We start from the raw sequence: 14,242 nt of genomic DNA, 5'->3' as shown, positions 1-14,242 counted from the left end.
GGGCAGCGGCCGATGAGCCCGATGACTGCGGCCTGGAGTTCGTGCAGCACCTGGTAGAAGCTCAGGGCGGCGGCCGGGCTTTTGGGTGGGCAGCCAGGCGGAGGGTCGTGAGGAAGAGGTGGGCGGCGCTGACCAGGGTGGCGTGGTGGTGCCAGCCGGCCCAGGTCCGGCCTTCGAAATGGTCCAGTCCCAGGCCGTGCTTGAGTTCGCGGTAGTCGTGTTCGATCTGCCACCGGATCTTCGCCAGGCGCACGAGCCCGGCCAGCGCGGTGGCCCCGGGCAGGGTGGAGAGCCAGTAGTCCGTGGGTTCCGGCGCGTTTTGGGGCCACTCGATGATGAGCCATTCGGCGGGCACGGCCCCCTCACCGTCCCGCGGGATGGTCCGGTTGGCCGGACGGACCCGCAGGGCGGCGAACCGTCCGGTCATGGCCGCGTCCGGGTTCCCGGGGCCGGTTCTCGTGCCCTGCCGCCAGGTGACCGCGGTGAAGGCATCGCGCGCCTCCTGCGCCAGTTCCTTCACCGAGACCGGGGTGTCGTGGTACCGGAGGGCGTGTGGCCTGGGCCCGCGCCCGCCGTAGTCCATCAGCGCGGGGGCCGCCCCGTCCCGGTGGACGCTGGTGTCGGACTTCACCGCGGCCACATACAAGATGCCCCTTTCGGTGAGTGAGGACCGGAACGGGCCGCACTCACCATAGCCGGCGTCCATGACCAGCAGCGGCGGGGGAAAGCCCCAGGCGGCGAGCTCGTCGATCATTTCCAGGGCCAGTTCCCACTTTCCCCGGTGCCGCACCGTGTCAGGGATCTGCGCCTTCGCCCGCCGGGCCGCGGCCTTCGCGGCGTCCTCGTTGGTGTCCTGGCAGGTGTCGTCCCAGGATTCGGGCAGGAACAGGCGCCAGTCCAGCGGGCACGAGGCGGCGTCGGTGACGGCGTTCACGGACACGCCGATCTGGCAGTTGCCGACCTTGCCCAGGTCGTAACTGTTCAGGGGGTGGCGGGGATCCAGGGGTTCCCGCAGAAGAGGTCCCTGAGGGCACCACCGGCGTTTTTGCCCTGTTTCCGTGCGGTTCCGACGTAGGAGCGCACGGCCAGAAACGCTTCGGCGCCCTCCCATGACCGCCAGGATCCGGAGACCTTCTGCTGCAGCTTGACCATCCGGACGTCACGCTCCGCGTGGTTGTTATCGAAGCTGACGGTGAAGTCGTGGGCGAAGCGCAGGACATCGTCCTCGTAGGTGTCCAGGCGTTTGAGCAGGGAACGCACCGGGCCCATCGCGGGCCGGCCGCGCTTCCCGGTCGGTGGCGGGAGCGGATTCAGTCCCACCCCGCGGGCAATCAGGCACCGGTACCGGCGCCGGTATCCGCGCAGCACCCACTTGTTCAGGCTGGTCTTGCCTGCCGCTTTGGCCCCGTCCACGGCCACGAGCATCTCCACCAACAAATCGGCCATCCGCAGCGGCCAGTCCTGCCCGCCGGCCTCGGCGATCCCGGCCAGTTCCCGGAGGTGGTGCGCGTTGCACAACCCATGCCGGACCGGGTAGCGGCGGTAGGCCGGAAGCCCGGCGTGCACCGCCACCCCGTTGAAGCCGTGCCCCAGGATCCCGCCGGCTTCAATGGACCCGCCGCTGCGTGCCGGGGCCAGATGCAAGAGCGTCACCGCCCCGGTGGAGGCCACATGCACCCAGGCCAGCTTCCCCTGAACCCGGGCCCCGGTCTCATCAAAGTGCGCCACCCCTGCGTGGCGCACCCGGGCCCTGGCCGCTTCCAGGAACGGTTCGAGCAGCTTCTTCGCCCGCGGTTGCAGGGAGGCCAGCCACCCGGTGGAGACCGGGGCACCGAAGGCGTCGGCCATCAGCTCGGCGGTGCGGGCCACCGGCAGGTGGTGCCGGCCCATCAGCTAGGCGCCCAGCCCCTGGATCCTTGGCCCGTAGCAGGTGGTGGCGGTGGCCTCGGCCGGGAAGGGCGCTTCGCACTGGTGCCCGCAGGAGCATTGGCGGGTGCGTGCCCGGTGCTCGGTGATGTGCAGCCGGATCGCGGGCAGGTCGAAGACCTGCCGGAACCGCTCTCCGGTCACCGGTCCCTGGGAAACATCCAGCCCGCAGCGCCCGCAGCGGTCCGGTTCGTGGATCGGCACCACATCGGGGGTATCGACCGGTTCCGGGCGCATCCCCGGATCCCCGGACTGCTTGCCCGGGGAACGGCCCGAGGGCCGGCGCAGGGACCGTGGCGGCGGTTTGGTGAACGCGTCGGTGCTCGGTGGTTTGGAGGAGTTCTGCGAGTTCTTTTTCAGGCGGCCGTCGAGGGTGGCGACCGTCGAGCGCAGGGAGCCGACCCCGGTTTTCAGGGCCGTGATCAGCGCGTCGGATTCTTCCAGCCGGGCCAGCAACGACCCGATTCGCGCGTCGGATTCTTCCAGCCGGGCCAGCAACGACCCGACCGTGGGAACAGCGGATGAATCGGACATGTGAACCAGCCAACCCGGGAAGGTGCCTACCTGCCTGCGAACCTCTTCAGAATCCACCCGGCGGACGCCTAAACCGCGTCAACACGCCACACGCCCCCTGAATAGTTACCTTTGGCGGAAAAATCCTTGAATCTCCGGGCCCTGCCCGGCGTGTCATGGCACCATAACCGGCCCTCGTTTCCGATGCTTTTTGTTACCAAACAACGAAGCATCACCAGGAACCGAGGGCCGTAGCCATGATTATGCACGGGGGTTCCCTTCCGCCGCAATGCACCGCGGCAACTGAACACTTTGATGCGTTCCGCCAAGGCTATTACCGGTGCCTCACCCGCCGGGCCGACACGCTCTTCGAACTCACCGATGCGCTGCTGTGCGCCCGGGGGAAAGTCACGGACCTGGCCCACCTGTCCCTGGAACCCGGGCACCACCGTGGTTACGGTGCCCTGTACGACGCGATCAACCACGGCCAGATCAACCACACGGCACTGAAGGAACACATCGGCGCGGTGCCCGTGCCCACAATGCCTGGTCCCGACGGCCGGGAGAGGGTCGTGCTGGCGGTGGACGTCTCGAACTGGCTGCGCCCGGATGCCGCTTGCAGTCCCGGACGCGCCTTCTGCCACGCCTACGCCCGGGGCAGCGGGCAGGCGCAAATGGTTCCGGGCTGGCCGTACTCCTTCGTTGCGGCCCTGGAGCCCGGGGCCACCTCGTGGACGGCCCTGCTGGACGTGGTGCGGCTGCGCCCCGGCGATGATGCCACGGAGGTCACCGCCATCCAGTTGCGCGGTGTCGTCGAACGGCTGATCGCCACGGGGCATCAGGTGGCTTCCGATCCCGAGGTTCTGGTGGTCATGGATGCCGGCTATGACGTGGCCCGGCTGGCCTGGCTGCTGCGGGACCTGCCGGTCATCCTGGTGGCCAGGCTGCGTTCGGACCGGGTGTTCTACGCCCCGGGCGGTGCCCGCCGCGGCCCGACCAGGGGCCGGGCGCCACGCCACGGGGACAAACTGGTGTTGCGCGACCCGGCCACGCATCCGGTCCCGGTGTGCGCCACGGAGCATGTCCTGGACCGGTACGGAACGGTGGAGGCGGCCGCGTTCGGGCGCATGCACCCGAAGCCCGGTTCCCGCGGCGGGTTCAAGGACCACCAAGGTCCACTGCCGTTGATCGAGGGCACCGTGATCAACTTGAAGGTCGAGTATTTGCCGGGGAACCGGAACCCCAAGCCCTTGTGGTTGTGGGCCTCCAAGCCGGTTCCCGATGACGGGCAGGAAATGGATCATTGGTGGTCGATGTATCTGCGCCGCTTCGATCTGGAGCACACCTTCAGGTTCCTGAAACAGAACCTGGGCTGGGCCAGACCACACCTGCGGGAACCGGCCGCGGCCGACCGGTGGACCTGGATCGTGATGGCAGCACACACGCTGCTGCGCCTGGCCCGGCCACTGGCCGTTGAATGCCGTCTGCCATGGCAACCGCCAACCCCGGCAACATGCCTGTCCCCGGCGCGGGTCCGGGCAACCTATCGGCGGACCTGCCAGAACACGGTGCATCCCGCGAAGCCGCCGATAGCCTCAACTGCCGGCCCCGGACGCCCCAAGGGCAGCATCAACCGGACCAAACCTGTGATCCAGCCCGTCGGGTTGGCCCACTACAAGGTTAAATAGCAAGCTCAGGAATCCACCCCGAGACCGAGGTTCCGCCGTTGGGGCTGGTGCCGCGCCGGCAACGATGGCGCCTGCCGTTCATCTACTCCAGCGCCGACATCGAAGCATTGATGCACCAGGCCCGCAGCTCGATCGCCCAACCATTGCGGGCAGCAACCTATGAGACCTTGATCGGGTTGTTGGCGGCCACCGGGCTGCGCATCGGCGAGGCCATCAAACTCGACCGCGCCGACGTGGACTGGAGCGGGCAGGTGTTGCTGATCCGTGAGTCCAAGTTCGGCAAGTCCCGCCTGGTACCCCTTCAGGACAGCACCCTCCAGGCCTTGAAACGTCATGCAGCACTGCGTGACGAGCTGCAAACAGTCTCGGTCGATGCCAGTTTCTTCGTCTCCCTGACGCGCAAACGGCTCTGCTACACCGTGGTGTGCCAGACATTCCGGCAACTGGTCACGAATGCCGGGATCGGGGCCGATGCGCCCTCAGCCCCGCGGATCCACGACTTGCGCCATACCTTTGCCATCCGGACCCTGCTCAGTTGGTACCGGAGCGGTGAAGACGTCCAGGCAAAGGTTCCATCGTTGTCAACGTACCTTGGCCACCGGGAACCGGCCTCCACCTGCTGGTATCTCTCCGCCGCTCCGGAGCTGCTCGCCTTGGCCGCCGAACGGCAAAACACGCGCTGGACGGAGGTGCGCTCGTGACGCTCATAGCCCCGACGCTGCAGCTGTTCTTCACCGACCGCCTTGCCCAACAACGCCAAGCCAGTCCCCGCACCATCGCCGCATACCGCGGCGCCTTCAAACTCCTTCTCGGGTTCGTACACGAACAGACCAACAAGCTGCCCGCCCAACTCGACTGGGACGACCTGGATGCAGCCATGATCTCCCGATTCCTCAACCACCTCGAGGACCGGCGGCACAACAGTGTCAGGACCCGCAATGTTCGGCTCACCGCGATCCGTTGACTCTATTCATACGCAGCACTGCGCCATCCCGAACATGCGCTCCTGATGCAACGGGTGCTGGCCATCCCGCCCAAAAGCTTCGAAAAGCGTGTCGTGACGTTCCTGACCGCACCGGAGGTTGATGCCATCCTGGCGGCCCCGGACCAGTCCAGCTGGGAAGGCCGGCCCGACAAGGTGCTGATGCTCCTGGCCATCCAGACCGGACTGCGCGTTTCCGAAATCACCGGGCTGAACTGCAACGACCTCACTCTGGGAACCGGCGCGAACGTCCGTTGTGAAGGCAAGGGACGCAAACAACGCGCGGTCCCACTCAACCGACCCGTCGAAGCTCTGCTGCGCGCCTGGCTGAAGGAACGGGCGGGACAACCCCACGATCCGCTCTTCCCCACGCGCACCGGACGCCGGCTCAGCCGCGATGCCGTCGCGCTGCGAGTCAGCACCCACGCCAAGGCTGCCGCGCAGAAATGCCCGTCGCTGGCAGGGAAGACAGTCCATCCCCACGTCTTCCGCCACACCTGTGCCATGTCCCTGCTCCAGGCCGGTGTTGACACCTCGGTGATCGCGCTCTGGCTTGGCCACGCCGGAGTCCGCTCCACAGACGCCTACCTTCATGCCGACCTCACCATCAAGGAAAAGGCACTCGCTCTGGTGGCACCAACCACGGCGACCCCGGGACGGTACCGCCCACCGGACAAGACCTTGGCGTTCCTCGAAAGCCTGTAACTATGCCGATATGGGCGAGCCGGTTCCCCACGGAATCACGGCAACAGCGCCCGTTCCGGGGCCGGCACGTCAAGCGCCTCGGCATAGTTGCCGGCTCGGCATAAATCGATCTATGCGGATATCCGCATAGATTGACGAGGTGGGCTACATCCCGTTTGACCAGGACTCCGCGAACCTGTTCTTCCAGCTGTTCTCTTCCCGCTACGAGAAGGCCGCGCTGGTCCTCACCAGCAACCTCGCGTTCAGCCGCTGGGCCGACGTGTTCGGCGACGCCACGATCGCCTCGGCCATGATCGACAGGATCGTCCACCACACCGAGGTCATCAACTTCCCCGGCAACAGCTACCGGCTCAGGCCACCGACTCTGGCACACTGGAACCACACACCGTGGCCATGTTTTCTCCAGCCCGCCGACGCCGGTAGGCCGTGACTCGTTAGAGAACTGTCTCAGCGTGACTCACCCCGGATTGGCGCTTCCGCCAGCCAATGGGAAGGGAGAAATCGACATGACCAACGTGGCCGAAAAGTACGTGCACCTCATCGGTTTGGACACCCATGCCAAGACCCACACCTACGCCATCCTGTCCTTGGCGACCGGCCAGATCACCGAGATGGCAACTTTTCCAACCAGTCCGCCGGACATCACCCGCGCCATGGCGTGGATGGACCGCCGGACAGGCAACCGGAAGGCACTGGTTTCCATTGAGGCGCCAGCTCCTACACGGGGCCGGCCTGACCCGTGCCCTGCTGGGCGCCGGAACCGAGGTCTGTGACGTGCGGCCCCCGCGAAGGAAATCCCAGCTGGGCAAGGGGAAATCCGATGCCATCGCCGAGGCTGCCGCCGCCCAAACCGTCCTGGGAATTGATGTCCTGTCGTTGCTCCGCCCCCGTCCCGACGGTGACCGCAACGCCCTGCGGATCCTCTTGAACGCCAGGCGCAGCATGGAGGGCCAGCGCACGGCGGACCGCCTGGCACTGACGGCCTTGGCCTGGACCACCGCCTTGGGCATCGATGCCCGCAAGGCGCTCACCGACACCCAAATCCGCACCATCATCGCCTGGCGCCAGCGCGCCCATGGCGACCGGGCCGATGCGGTGGCCCGGGCCGAGGCCCGGCGCCTGACCCTGGCCGTCGTTCGCTTCACGGCCGAACTGGAGAACAACAAGGCCGCCCTGGCACAGATCGTGGCGGACATGGCACCGGGCCTCCTAGGCGTGCCAGGTGTTGGGCCGGTGACGTGGGCGGTCATTCTCACCGCCTACTCACACCATGGAAGGATCCGTTCCGAGGCCACATTCGCCGCCATTGCGGGCGTCAATCCGATCCCGGCGTCCTCCGGCAACACCGTTCGTCACCGGCTCAACCGGCACGGGGAAGGGCGGCTGAACCAGGGGCCGGACACCATCGCCGGAAGCCGCATGAGTTTCGACCCCGACCCACGGGACTACGTCGCACGACGGACCCAGGAAGGGAAAACCCGCCGCGAGATCCGCCGCTGCCTCAAACGCATCATCGGCCGACAGCTCTACCGCAAAATCAACTCCATCATGCCTTGACTCAACCCATAGAAGGGTTGACGTTGACACTGATCTGGAAAGTTGTGATTGAGTGGAGTATGGCTTCCCCCATCGAAGACTATGCGTTGGTATCGGACCTTCAGACCGGGCCTCTCATATCCCGGGATGGCAGCGTGGACTGGCTCTGTTTCCCACGGTTCGACTCACCATCCGTGTTTAGCCGAATCTTGGGCAGCGATGAGCACGGCCGCTGGCTGCTAGCGCCCAGCGAAGCTGGCGCTGCCGTTGTCGATCGGCACTATATTGACTCGACATTTGTGCTCCAAACCATCTGGAAGACCGGCGGCGGAACCGTCTTAGTCACCGATTTCATGCCACTGGGGGGCAGCGGATCATCCCTTGTCCGCCGTGTCACGGGTCTGGAAGGCAGCGTAGAAATGCACCAGGAACTCCGGATCCGGCCTGGATATTCAACGGTCCTGCCTTGGATGAGCCGCGCGCGCGACAACGAGCAGACCGCGGCGCCCGTCCTGTTGGCCATGGCCGGTCCGGATGCCCTCGCACTGAGGGGACCTCATCTTCCGCATGCCCACGCGCACGGGCACGAGGGGGAATTCCTCGTTTCGAAGGGCGAGCGGCTTGATTTCGAACTGGCATGGTTCCCCTCGCACCGCCCGTTGCCCGCAGCAACTGACGTTGATGTGGCTCTCGAAGAAGCCACTGACTATTGGAGCCGCTGGGGAAGTCACTGCCGGCAGGAGGGCGTTTATGGGGGTGCGGTAAAACGTTCGCTGTTGGTGCTGCGGGCTCTCACACATTTTGAAACGGGCGGCATAGTCGCAGCGCCCACCACGTCCCTCCCCGAGGATTTCGGCGGGCCACGGAACTGGGATTACCGATACTGCTGGCTGCGCGATGCGGCTCTGACACTGGAATCGATGCTGACCCATGGCTACGAAACGGAGGCACTTCAGTGGCGCAACTGGCTTCTTCGGGCCCTCGCTGGCGATCCCGAGCAGATGCAGATCATGTACGGGGTTGGGGGAGAACGGGAACTCCCTGAACGCGAACTCAACCACCTCCCCGGTTATGCCAACTCCAAGCCTGTGCGCATTGGAAATGCGGCGGTATCGCAGTTCCAGGCTGATGTTGTGGGCGAAGTGATGGTGGCATTGGAAAGACTGCGTATGGCCGGAGGCAGAGAAGACCATTTCTCCTGGGCCCTTCAGAAGGCACTCCTGGGATTCGTCGAAAAACACATCGATGACAAGGACTTCGGCCTTTGGGAGATGCGCGGGACTGCACAGTACTTCACCCACTCCCGCGTGATGATGTGGGCCGCCTTCAACAGCGGGATCCGGGCCATACGGATCCACGGACTGCCTGGCGATGCAACAAAGTGGGAGAATCTCCGCGCCTACTTGCGTGAAGAGATCATGCGCGAGGGATTCAACCGGAGCATCGATTCCTTTACGCAGACCTATGGCGGAACGCAAACAGATGCGGCGCTGCTTGTCATGCCCCAGATCGGTTTTCTCCCCTACAATGACAAGCACATGCTTAGCACCGTCACACGGCTGGAACAGGAACTCCTGACCGACGACGGCCTGTTGCTGCGCTATCGGACCGAGAGCGGCGTTGACGGCCTGACACCGGGTGAGCATCCTTTCCTCGCATGCTCTTTCTGGCTTGTGGAGCAGTACGCGCGCACAGGTCGCCAGGCCGAGGCCAAGGCTCTTATGGACAAGCTCGTGGGGCTTGCCAACGACCTTGGTCTGCTTAGCGAGGAGTACGCAACAGACGAGCATCGGATGGCTGGGAACTTTCCGCAGGCATTCTCGCACTTGACCCTGGTCAGGGCAGCAGATGCCATGCACGGTGTTGACCGCCTCAGCCTGGCGGTCGACGCTCCCATTTAGTGGCATGGCGTCGGAGGAGCCGGGATCGAAAGCGCCCACCTCAGGTGCCGCCGGCATTCTCGAGGTAGGACTGGGGGAACTAAGCTTGCTATTTAACCCCTGCGGGTGGAACCGAGAAAAACGAGGGTGGCCATTCGGCGTGTCGAGTAGCCCAGAAGGCCGCCGTTTCCGATGCTTTGTGTATCCAAACAATGAAACATCACCGGGAAACGTCGGCCTTGATCATGATCATCCATGACGGTTCCCCCATCTCGCCACCAGCAGCGGATCGCAGGCAATTTGATGCGTTCCGGGAAGGCTTCTACGACTGCCTGACGCGCCGGGCCGACACGTTGTTCGAACTGACCGATGCGCTGCTGTGTGGCCAGGGAAAGGTCACCGACCTGGCCCACCTGTCCCTGGAGCCGGAACACCACCGCGGGTACGGGGCACTGTTTGATGCTGTGAACTCCGGACGGATCAACCTTGAGGCGCTCAATGCCCGGAGCACCGCGATCGGTGTCCCAAGGATGCCCGAACCTACCGGCCGGGCACGGATCGTGCTCGCGGTGGATGTCTCAAACTGGTTGCGCCCTGACGCCGCGGCCAGTCCCGGACGCGCCTTCTGCCACGCCTACGCCCGGGGCAGCGGGCAGGCGCAAATGGTTCCGGGCTGGCCGTACTCCTTCGTTGCGGCCCTGGAGCCCGGGGCCACCTCGTGGACGGCCCTGCTGGACGTGGTGCGGCTGCGCCCCGGCGATGATGCCACGGAGGTCACCGCCATCCAGTTGCGCGGTGTCGTCGAACGGCTGATCGCCACGGGGCATCAGGTGGCTTCCGATCCCGAGGTTCTGGTGGTCATGGATGCCGGCTATGACGTGGCCCGGCTGGCCTGGCTGCTGCGGGACCTGCCGGTCATCCTGGTGGCCAGGCTGCGTTCGGACCGGGTGTTCTACGCCCCGGGCGGTGCCCGCCGCGGCCCGACCAGGGGCCGGGCGCCACGCCACGGGGACAAACTGGTGTTGCGCGACCCGGCCACGCATCCGGTCCCGGTGTGCGCCACGGAGCATGTCCTGGACCGGTACGGAACGGTGGAGGCGGCCGCGTTCGGGCGCATGCACCCGAAGCCCGGTTCCCGCGGCGGGTTCAAGGACCACCAAGGTCCACTGCCGTTGATCGAGGGCACCGTGATCAACTTGAAGGTCGAGTATTTGCCGGGGAACCGGAACCCCAAGCCCTTGTGGTTGTGGGCCTCCAAGCCGGTTCCCGATGACGGGCAGGAAATGGATCATTGGTGGTCGATGTATCTGCGCCGCTTCGATCTGGAGCACACCTTCAGGTTCCTGAAACAGAACCTGGGCTGGGCCAGACCACACCTGCGGGAACCGGCCGCGGCCGACCGGTGGACCTGGATCGTGATGGCAGCACACACGCTGCTGCGCCTGGCCCGGCCACTGGCCGTTGAATGCCGTCTGCCATGGCAACCGCCAACCCCGGCAACATGCCTGTCCCCGGCGCGGGTCCGGGCAACCTATCGGCGGACCTGCCAGAACACGGTGCATCCCGCGAAGCCGCCGATAGCCTCAACTGCCGGCCCCGGACGCCCCAAGGGCAGCATCAACCGGACCAAACCTGTGATCCAGCCCGTCGGGTTGGCCCACTACAAGGTTAAATAGCAAGCTGAGGAACAACGTTCCTCCATGTTGGGAGAAGTCCAAACGGCTGTCGAACAGCCGTCCTTGCTGTGGTATTTCACCCCGTCGGCACGATCCACCAGTCCACCAGCAATGGTTGGACTCCACATTCGGAGTCGGCGGGCAGTCCTTCTGAGACCAAGGCTTTCCCCCGGCGGTCGTCTGCTCCCCCCTTTTGTAGGAAAACCCATTCGCGGCACAATCTTAAAGCCGGCAATGAGTGAGCGTGGGGGGCGTCCCCGGTTCGGCAATCGCCTTCGATGCGAGTTCGCACATCCAAACCGAATTCGCCGCGGAGCGCGGCACGTCCACCGGTAGAGCGAAAGCCCGGGGGCTTGGTCCCGTACGCGTATTATGGGGTCGTGGCGGGCCGCTCGTCGATCGGGCGAGTACGGAAAATGTGCGGCCCCGGTGAAGTTGTATTCCCTCATTCGGTGTGAGAACGGTGGAACCATGACACGCGTCGACTTGGACGGCTGGGTGCGTGTTCGCGGCGCCTGCGAGCATAATCTCAAGAATGTCGACATCGACATTCCCAGGGACTGCATGGTGGTCTTCACCGGCGTGTCTGGCTCGGGCAAGTCCTCGCTTGCGTTCGGCACGCTGTATGCGGAGGCTCAGCGGCGCTATTTCGAATCGGTTGCGCCTTACGCGCGGCGACTGCTCAATCAAGTTGGCGCGCCGGAAGTCGAGGAGATCACCGGGCTGCCTCCCGCGGTCGCCTTGCAGCAACGCCGTGGCGCGCCAAGCTCTCGCTCGACGGTCGGCACGATCACCACTTTGTCCAATCTGCTCCGCATGCTCTACTCCAGGGCCGGCACATATCCGCCCGGTGCCACGCACCTCGCCGCCGAGGCGTTCTCGCCGAATACCGCCGCCGGCGCCTGCCCTCGCTGCCACGGCCTCGGGGTGGTACACGACGTCTCGGAAGAGCTCCTCGTGCCGGACAGCGAGTTGAGCATCCGCCAAGGGGCGATCGCTGCCTGGCCGGGGGCGTGGCAGGGTGCAAACCTGCGCAGCATTGTGCGCGGTCTGGGGATCGACATCGAGAAACCATGGCTTGAGCTGCCCCGCGCAGATCGGGACTGGCTGCTGTATACCGATGAGCAGCCCTCCGTGCTGGTCGAACCCGAGCCCGGGCGCATCGACCACGGCTATTACGGAAAGTTCTGGAGTGCCCGCAAACACATCATGAATGTGCTCTCACAGTCGCAGAGCGAGCGGATGCGCGACCGGGCCTTGCGCTTCGTTCGGAGCATTGCGTGCCCTGACTGCAGCGGCAGCGGCCTGCGTCCGGAGGCTCACGCGGTCACCTTCGCCGGGCGCACGATTGCTGAGATCAATGCGGTGCCACTCTCAGATCTCGCAGCCGAATTGAGAGCCGGCGTCGACCGCGCAGCGGCATCTCCGGAGGGGAGCAGCGAGGCGGCCAGCCGAATCTCCGCCGACGTGATCGCGCGGGTCGACATACTCCTTGACCTCGGCCTCGGGTATCTTAGTCTGGGACGAAGCTCGACCACGCTCTCGCCTGGTGAATCGCAAAGGTTGCGCATCGCGACCCAATTGCGCTCCGGGCTCTTCGGAGTCGTCTACGTGCTCGATGAACCCTCCGCTGGGCTGCATCCCGCCGATGCGCAGCCACTTCTGAACGTGTTGGAGCGCCTCATCGCTTCCGGCAACTCGCTTTTTGTGGTCGAACACGACCTCGACGTCATCCGCCGTGCGGACTGGGTCGTCGACATCGGACCCGCTGCAGGCGAGGGTGGCGGGCACGTCGTCTATTCCGGGGCTGTCGACGGGCTCCGCCAGGTTGAGGAGTCGGTCACCGGCCGCTACCTCTTCCCGCGCACGGCGACGGCCGTTCGCGAGCCTCGAACACCCTTGGGGTGGTTGCGCCTGCGCGGGGTCACCCGGCACAATCTCCGTGACGCGTCAGTCGAGGTTCCCCTCGGTGTGATGACGGCCGTCACCGGCGTCTCGGGATCGGGGAAGTCGACTCTCGTGACCCAGGTGCTCGCGCACGTGGTGCGCGGTCATCTGGGGGCGGCGCCCGAGGGTCTGGACGAGGCGGTGCTCGAGGTTGACGTGGAGGGTGTGTCGGGGGTGGAATCCTTTGATCGGCTGGTGGTCGTCGACCAACGCCCCATTGGCCGCACCCCGCGCTCCAACCTCGCCACCTACACTGGCATGTTCGATGTTGTGCGCAAACTCTTCGCTGCCACGGAAGCGGCGAGGGCCCGTCGATACACCGCGGGACGATTCTCGTTCAACGTCCCCGGTGGGCGCTGCGAGGCGTGTCAGGGCGAAGGCTTCGTGTCGGTCGAATTACTGTTCCTGCCCGGAACCTACGCGCCCTGTCACACCTGTCACGGAGCACGATACAACGCCGAGACGATCGAGGTGACCTATCGCGGGGAGTCCATCGCGGATGTCTTGGGGATGACCGTTGACGCCGCCGCGGTCTTCTTCGCCGATGTCCCCGCCGCGTCCCGCAGTCTGGAGACGCTCCGTGATGTCGGTCTCGGCTATCTCGGTCTCGGCCAGCCCGCGACCGAGCTCAGCGGCGGCGAGGCGCAGCGCATCAAGCTGGCGACCGAGTTGCAACGGGCCCGCCGGGGGCATGCGCTCTACCTGCTCGATGAGCCGACCGCGGGCTTGCACCCGGCCGACATCCGGTTGCTGCTTGACCAACTGCAACGACTGGTGGATGCAGGCAACACCGTTGTCCTGGTGGAGCATGACCTGGCTTCGATCACCGCCTGCGACTGGGTCATCGATCTGGGGCCCGGCGGCGGAGACGCGGGCGGCCAGGTAGTTGCGTCCGGCACCCCAAGGGACATCGCGGGCGGCAGGGGCGCGACGGCCGAGCACCTCGCGGTATGGCTCGCGAGGCACGACCACAGCGCATGAGCGGTCGGGGCGGAGCCTGTAGAGTGTTGAAAAAGCGGACTCGATGCCTAGCACCGGCAGCAGGTACTCCGGGGGATACCTGCCAGCCCCCTCGATATGTTCCCCGCAGTCGGTCCAGGTCGGCTTGTCGCATCTTTCGCACGTCACTTGTGCACCTTGGAGTCAACCAGTGATGCTTCGATCGATAGCATCCACCCCCGGAGCACTCCCCGGCACCTGTTAAAACTGCGGTTCCCACACTCCAGAAGTGGCGCCCACCTCCGCCAGTTTGGGAAGTGCACCAAACGTTGTGCCAGGCGCGTCTGCCGCCAGCGAGGTTGGTTGTCGTTGACACTGGGTACCCTGCGAATACCGTGCAAAATAGCGCTGCGATTTACGCCATGTATCGGAGCCTTCTGCTAGCTTTGG

9 protein-coding genes and 3 pseudogenes are annotated in these 14,242 nt (G+C 65.4%); 8 read left to right on the top strand and 4 right to left on the bottom strand.

Annotation, left to right across the window (positions count from 1 at the left end; all coding sequences use genetic code 11):
* Positions 1 to 61 precede the first annotated feature (61 nt).
* From ACQCSX_RS21730 to ACQCSX_RS21720, 3 genes and pseudogenes are all read right to left on the bottom strand, one after another.
* Positions 62 to 970, bottom strand: a pseudogene (locus tag ACQCSX_RS21730) (IS701 family transposase); the annotation flags it as partial.
* A gap of 11 nt (positions 971 to 981) precedes the next feature.
* Positions 982 to 1,890, bottom strand: a complete 909-nt coding sequence (gene tnpC, locus ACQCSX_RS21725) for an IS66 family transposase (protein ID WP_427019171.1) — start codon at positions 1,888 to 1,890, stop codon at positions 982 to 984.
* Positions 1,891 to 1,893: 3 nt separating this feature from the next.
* Positions 1,894 to 2,460 carry a DUF6444 domain-containing protein gene (locus tag ACQCSX_RS21720; protein ID WP_427019170.1) on the bottom strand — a complete coding sequence of 189 codons (567 nt, stop codon included), beginning with the start codon at positions 2,458 to 2,460 and terminating at the stop codon, positions 1,894 to 1,896.
* Between the two features lie 236 nt (positions 2,461 to 2,696).
* Between ACQCSX_RS21720 and ACQCSX_RS21715 the strand changes: the two genes are divergently transcribed.
* The 4 genes and pseudogenes from ACQCSX_RS21715 to ACQCSX_RS21700 form a co-directional block, all read left to right on the top strand.
* On the top strand, positions 2,697 to 4,127 hold the full coding sequence (locus ACQCSX_RS21715) for an NF041680 family putative transposase (protein WP_427019169.1): 1,431 nt from the start codon (positions 2,697 to 2,699) through the stop codon (positions 4,125 to 4,127).
* Positions 4,128 to 4,174: 47 nt separating this feature from the next.
* Entirely contained in the window at positions 4,175 to 4,828 is a 654-nt protein-coding gene (locus ACQCSX_RS21710; RefSeq protein ID WP_427019282.1) for a tyrosine-type recombinase/integrase, read from the top strand.
* Positions 4,825 to 5,814 (top strand): annotated as a pseudogene (locus ACQCSX_RS21705) (tyrosine-type recombinase/integrase). Before ACQCSX_RS21710 ends, ACQCSX_RS21705 begins: the two are co-directional and overlap by 4 nt.
* A 130-nt stretch (positions 5,815 to 5,944) precedes the next feature.
* A pseudogene (locus ACQCSX_RS21700) lies at positions 5,945 to 6,244 on the top strand (ATP-binding protein); the annotation flags it as partial.
* A gap of 141 nt (positions 6,245 to 6,385) precedes the next feature.
* On the opposite strand, the gene ACQCSX_RS21695 reads toward ACQCSX_RS21700, so the two are convergent.
* Positions 6,386 to 6,517 carry a hypothetical protein gene (locus tag ACQCSX_RS21695; RefSeq protein WP_427019168.1) on the bottom strand — a complete coding sequence of 44 codons (132 nt, stop codon included), beginning with the start codon at positions 6,515 to 6,517 and terminating at the stop codon, positions 6,386 to 6,388.
* On the opposite strand from ACQCSX_RS21695, the gene ACQCSX_RS21690 reads away from it, so the two are divergent.
* From ACQCSX_RS21690 to uvrA, 4 genes are all read left to right on the top strand, one after another.
* On the top strand, positions 6,517 to 7,371 hold the full coding sequence (locus tag ACQCSX_RS21690; protein WP_427019167.1) for a transposase: 855 nt from the start codon (positions 6,517 to 6,519) through the stop codon (positions 7,369 to 7,371). The two genes, ACQCSX_RS21695 and ACQCSX_RS21690, sit on opposite strands and share 1 nt — an antisense overlap.
* A gap of 59 nt (positions 7,372 to 7,430) precedes the next feature.
* Positions 7,431 to 9,251, top strand: coding sequence for a glycoside hydrolase family 15 protein (locus tag ACQCSX_RS21685; RefSeq protein WP_427019281.1), 1,821 nt, complete (start codon positions 7,431 to 7,433; stop codon positions 9,249 to 9,251).
* A gap of 224 nt (positions 9,252 to 9,475) precedes the next feature.
* On the top strand, positions 9,476 to 10,906 hold the full coding sequence (locus ACQCSX_RS21680; RefSeq protein ID WP_427019166.1) for an NF041680 family putative transposase: 1,431 nt from the start codon (positions 9,476 to 9,478) through the stop codon (positions 10,904 to 10,906).
* Between the two features lie 471 nt (positions 10,907 to 11,377).
* Complete coding sequence (uvrA, locus tag ACQCSX_RS21675; RefSeq protein WP_427019165.1) at positions 11,378 to 13,834, top strand: excinuclease ABC subunit UvrA; 2,457 nt, start codon at positions 11,378 to 11,380, stop codon at positions 13,832 to 13,834.
* Positions 13,835 to 14,242: the final 408 nt, after the last annotated feature.

It is taken from the genome of Pseudarthrobacter sp. P1, assembly GCF_050156935.1.
GTDB lineage: Bacteria > Actinomycetota > Actinomycetes > Actinomycetales > Micrococcaceae > Specibacter.
This window is presented reverse-complemented; position numbering and strand designations above follow the sequence as displayed.